Below are 5,290 nucleotides of genomic sequence, written 5' to 3' on the forward strand. Positions count from 1 at the left end.
ACCTCGAGCCGGCGTCGAGCGCCTTCCGCTCCTCGGTCGAGTAGCCCCGGCCCTTGCCGTGCGTCCCGAGGGCGAGCACGCCGACCAGCTCGTCCTCGACGGACCACAGCGGCACGCGCAACACGAACGTCGGGTCCTCCCAGACCTGGACCGAGCACGGCGGCATCGAGGTCGCGTCGAGCGTCGCGTCGGCCCACTCGAGCACGGCGGCGGCCTCGAGGCCGTCGGTCGCGACGACCTCCCAGCCATCGGGGTCGAGGTCGATGACGGCCGCGCGGTCGGTCTGGAGGACGTCCCGGACGGCGGCGAGTGCGACCCGGCTGACTTCCTCTGGCGAGCCGACGACTTGTCGGCCTGCGAGCAGCAAGGGAAGCCGCTCGACGAGCCGCTCGCGCGTACGGACCAGGTCGGCGTCTGCCTTCCGGGTCAGCCACTCGCGCATCGGGTTGAACACGGCGAGCGCGATGACGGCCGCGAGCGCTGCCGCTACGGACTCGGCGCCAGCCCCCATCGAGGACCGGAGCCCGACGCGTAGCGCCTCGGCCCCGCCGGCGAACACGGCGGCTAGGCCCAGCGTCGCCGCGCCGACCGCGGCCGACCTCGCGATCCACTGATCGGCGTCCCACGGCCGAAAGTTGAGAACACCCGCGAGCACCCCAAGAGGGATCGCGATCGTCGTCGTGGGCACGACCACGCTCAGTGCCGTATCGACGACGTACTCCGTAACCGTATGCTCGGCGTCGAGCCAGTCGAAGACGAACCCGGTAAGGATGTCCGCTAAGAGCAGTCCAATAAACGCCCCAAATGGGAGGAGCACCCACTTCATCTGCTGCCGAACGACTCGGTCCGGCGACCGCCGGTACTTCCCGACGAGACCGACGAGCGGCGCGATGGCGCCACCCAACAGGGCGACGAGCAGGACCGTAATCACGACGACTTGACTGACCTCGTTCCAGGCCTCGCTCATGTGCCGCCCTAGCAACCCGAAGACGAACGCAGTTCCGAACGCGAACCCCACTCCGGCGACGATTCCTTTCCGGATATGACGGGTCCATAGCGGGACGTGGCGGCCGTCGGGGAACCGGGCCAAGACCACCGCCAGCGATGGGAGCGCGGTCGCGATAAGCACCACGACCAAGACGACGGCACCGACCTGGACGGCCTCGAGGTCATCGAGCCAGTCGACGGCCTCGATGCCGCCGAATCCCGCCGCGACGGCCAGCAGCGTCCGGGAGACGTCGGACGGGTAGCCGCTCCCCCGCGACCGGATGTAGAGCACGAGGCCGACTCCGATCAGCGCTGCGAGCGCGAGGTACCACAGCAATCGCTCCAAGGTGTCGACGGCGGCGGCCGAGAGGCCGATGGTCCGCGCTCGCTCGACGTTGAGCGCGTCCACGACTAAGTCCATGCGTAGCGTGTCACCATCCCGGACGACTTCGACCGGGACCGCATCTCCACTCGCCCCTCGTACCGTGAACCTCCGATCGGACGTCAGTAACGAGTCGGCGACCGGCTCCCCGTCGACGGTGAGAACCTCATCTCCCGTTCGGAATCCAGAGGCGTACGCGTCGAGGCCAGGTTCGAGGTCGAGCACGCGGGGGGCATCGCCGGCGCGAAGGAACGTCGTGTGCTCATACGTCGAGGCAACAGTGCCGACCAGCCCCGCCCCCGCAATCACCAGGAGACCCCAAAACACCGCAACCCCGAGCGGTCGACGGAGAGGCCGCACCACTCGGTGCCACCACCGCCGTCCACGCCAGGTCATGCGCCGGATCCGTCGTCGAGGTCGAGCCATGCCGGAGGCTAGGGCCAAACGGCACAGCCGTCAACTGCTCTCGTCCTCGAGGACGACTACTCGAGGACGGCTACTCGAGCAGCAGGTCCGTCTCGCGGTCGGCCTCAGCACCGGTCACCTTGTCGCGGACGGTCACGGTCAGCGTGTACAAGCCCGGCTCCTGGCCCGTCGCGTCCAAGAAGAGGTAGACGGACTCGTCGGTGCTGTTGCCCTGCGCCTCGAACGCCGACGACACCGCCGCGCCGCCACCGCCGAAGATGCGCCGCGCCAACCGCCGCAACCCGCGCGACGTGTCCTTGGGCCGCAGGCTGGCCTCGACCTCGTAGTCCGTCCGGTCGCCCTCGAGCCCGAGCCCGTAGGCCTCGAGGTAGAGGTACACCGGGTCGCCGGCGCGGAAGACGCCCCAGGGCGCCGGCTGGACGGAGACGCCGTTGCGGAAGACACGACCGGGCTGAGCCTGGTCTTCCTCCTCGACGAAGTAGGCCAGCAGGATGTCCGAGAGTTGGAAGTCCGCGCCCGCGAAGTCCGGCACGTCGACGGCGCGGCGCTGAACGGCGCTCGTCTGGCCCGACGCGGTCTCGAACTCGAGGGAGACCTCGTAGCCCTCGCTCGGCGGAGCCGACATCGGCTCGGTGCTGGTCCACAGCCGCGTCTGGTCGAACGGGACGATCTGGGCACCGCGCAACCCGTACACCGTCCGGCGCCGCTCGACGAGCAAGTCCCGCTCCGGGCCGATCAGGAACGCGCCCGTCTTGACCGTCACGTCCACGTCTTCCTGGACTCCGTCCTGCGGGTCGCCTGCTACGGGGATCCCGTAGTTGACGTAGAGGTCCGTCCGGCCGTCGTCACCCTTGAAGGCTGTGACTCGGTAGGGAAGCTGGACCTGACGGCCCGGCGCCTCGAACGTGTAGCGCTCCGGCTGGCGCCGAACCTGTTCCTGGGCTCGCTCCACGAAGTCCATGGCGCCGGGGTTCTGTGCCGTCACCAACGCGAAGACGTCGGCCGGCGGCGAGTAGAGCCGGAACGAGCCGTTGCGCGTCGGGTCCTCGAACACGAACCGGAGGTCGTCGCCGTAGTCCCACACGTTGAACCGGTTCACGGACGCGAGGCCCTCCTCGGCGCCGCTCAGAGCAAACTCTCCACGGCCCGTGAACTGCTCGACCACGAGACCGAATCCGCCCTCGATGACGACGTCGGTCTGGGGCACGCCGTAGCGGACGTGCAGCCGCCCGCGCTCCGTGTCCCAGCCCGGCATGTCAAGGTCCTCGGACCGGTACAGCAGTTCGGCGGTGGTCAAGCGCGCGTAGTGCTCGGTCCGGCGCTCGTTGACCGTGTTCAGGAATCGGGGGTCGCGGCTCGTCCAGTACCGCTCGGTAAACGACTCGGGGTTCTCGCGGTATGCCCGGTGCTCGTCGGGCGGCAAGATGAGTGTGAGGTCGGTGTAGGCCTCGAGGACGTCGTCGTCCATGTGCTCGAACGCCTGCCGGAAGGCGACGGCGGCAGGCTCGTACTGGCCGAGCCGGTGGTTCACGAGACCCGTGTAGAGCCACATCCCGTCGTCCTCTGGAAAGTGGATGAACATCTCCGCCAGATCCGGCAGCACCTCCTCCCACTCGCCCGAGAGGGCCGCGAGCCGGACCAAGTGATCGTAGACCGGGCGGCGGCGCGGGTCGCGCTCGATCGCTTCGCGAAGGTGCCCGATGGCGCGTTCGTACGAGGACCGGGCTCGGTCCGAGAAGTCGGTCGGGGTAAACCCTCGGCGCTGGAGCTCAGCGATGTCGAACCGGTCCGAGATCTCTTCGCCGAACGTGTTCTCGAAGCTAGCCGCGCTGCCGAGCTCTCCCTCCGACAAGGTCGCGTCGACGTCGCCGAAGTTGGGGTCCGCGCTCGCCAGGACCGTGGCCGGCGAGTCGATCTCGGGATCGGAGCTCCGCCCCACGTCCTCCGACCGGAACGTCAGGCCGGGCAGCTTGATCGCGTTGCGGTACTTGTAGTAGTCCGAGATCGCCTGGACGCCCAGTTCCTCGTGTCCAAACGCGTTGGTCGAGTCGAGGGCGAGGATCCGGTCCGCCAGGTCCCGGCGTTGCTCTCGACGCAGCAACTCGACGATCGAGCTCCAGCTGTCGCCTCTCAGTTGCTCGAGCTGTGCGACGAGGTACACCACGTTGTCCGGGTCGAGGTCGACGGCGCGGTTGATCTCGCGCCCCGCTCGGCTTTCGTTCCGGTCCGGGTTGCGCTCGTCGTACAGCACACGAGCCAGGAGGTAGCGCGCCTCGGGGTCGTCGGGGGCGGCCTCGATGGCCTGTGTGAAGGCGCGGGTAGCCTCGGCGAAGCGACCCGCCTGGTATGCCTCGAGTCCTCTATCAATGGCCGTCGTCTGGGCGAACGCGGGCAGCGCGAACGTGGCGAGCAGGAGGAGCGGAAAGCGCATAAGAGCAGGAGCGAAGCGTCTGAGGGGAAACGACGTACCGGGGGGCGTCCGTGCCCAACGTCCGGGCTAGATCGGCGCCCGTCAAGGCATGAAGTGGGGACTGCCGCGACCCGTTCCAGAGTTGGGACACCGGGAGCCGTCCTCGAGGACGAGACCCTTGACCTCGAGGAAGGTTGCCGCCCTCGAGGACGAGCGCTAGTACGACTTGAGCGCGCGGTCCATCCGGCGCTTCGACTCGCGCTCCGCAATCGAGTGGCGCTTGTCGACGGTCTTTTTGCCCTTGCCCAACGCCAGTTCCAGCTTGGCGCGGCCGTCCTTGAAGTAGAGCTTGATCGGGACGATGGTCATCCCCTTCTGCTCGGTCCCCTTTTTGAGCTTCTCGATCTCGGATCCGTGGAGCAAGAGCCGCCGCATCCGGCGCGGCTCGTGGTTGGCGTAGCCGCCCATCTCGTAGGGCGCGATGTAACAGTTGACCAGATCGGCGCCGGCCTTCCCGATCTTGACGAACGCCTCCTGGACGTTGGCCGTCCCCTTGCGGAGCGCCTTGACCTCGGAGCCCGTCAGCACGAGCCCGGCCTCGAAGCGGTCCGTGATCTCGAAGTCGAACGTCGCCCGACGGTTCTTCGTGATGATCTGGATGCCGTCGGCCATGGGGAGGAGAGGGATAGGGGATGCGGGGCCAAGGGATCGCGTGCCCGGCGCTCCCTCTATTCGTCCTCGAGGTCGCCGGCCTCGAGGTCTGGGATCTGGATGAACGGAACGGCGGGAGCCTCCGACAGCGTTCCGGTCTGGAAGAGATACTCCGCGATCTGGTCGAGTCCGTCTTGCGCGTACCCGTCGAGCGTGAGCTGGTACACCCCGACGCCATCGACTGCCAGAGCGTCGGTCGGTGCCGCCGCCGTCGCCGCGGCTCGGAAGCGGCGCGCCGTCTCAGCGTCGACGGTGCCGGCACTCGCGCACACCAACCCCCACGGGTAGGGCCGCAGCGTCAGGTCGAGCCACTCGAGGGCGGGGTCGAGCGAGAACGCGTTCTCAGGTACCGCCACGTCGATGTCCACCAGCGC

Annotated in this window: 4 protein-coding genes; all 4 read right to left on the reverse strand. The window is 68.3% G+C overall.

Translation table 11 applies throughout. The features are described from left to right. A partial coding sequence (locus tag WBA11_RS19890) for a hypothetical protein (RefSeq protein WP_424522370.1) occupies window positions 1-1,408 on the reverse strand: 1,408 nt, incomplete at its 3' end. Window positions 1,409-1,865: 457 nt separating this feature from the next. Further along, window positions 1,866-4,226: a GWxTD domain-containing protein gene (locus WBA11_RS19895; RefSeq protein ID WP_424522371.1), complete on the reverse strand. Its 2,361-nt coding sequence runs from the start codon at window positions 4,224-4,226 to the stop codon at window positions 1,866-1,868. A gap of 195 nt (window positions 4,227-4,421) precedes the next feature. Beyond that, window positions 4,422-4,877, reverse strand: coding sequence for an SsrA-binding protein SmpB (gene smpB, locus WBA11_RS19900; protein ID WP_424522372.1), 456 nt, complete (start codon window positions 4,875-4,877; stop codon window positions 4,422-4,424). 56 nt (window positions 4,878-4,933) lie between these two features. After that, window positions 4,934-5,290: hypothetical protein (locus tag WBA11_RS19905; RefSeq protein ID WP_424522373.1), on the reverse strand; the 357-nt coding region annotated here is incomplete at its 5' end.

Source organism: Rubrivirga sp., assembly GCF_049648075.1.
Classification (GTDB): domain Bacteria; phylum Bacteroidota; class Rhodothermia; order Rhodothermales; family Rubricoccaceae; genus Rubrivirga.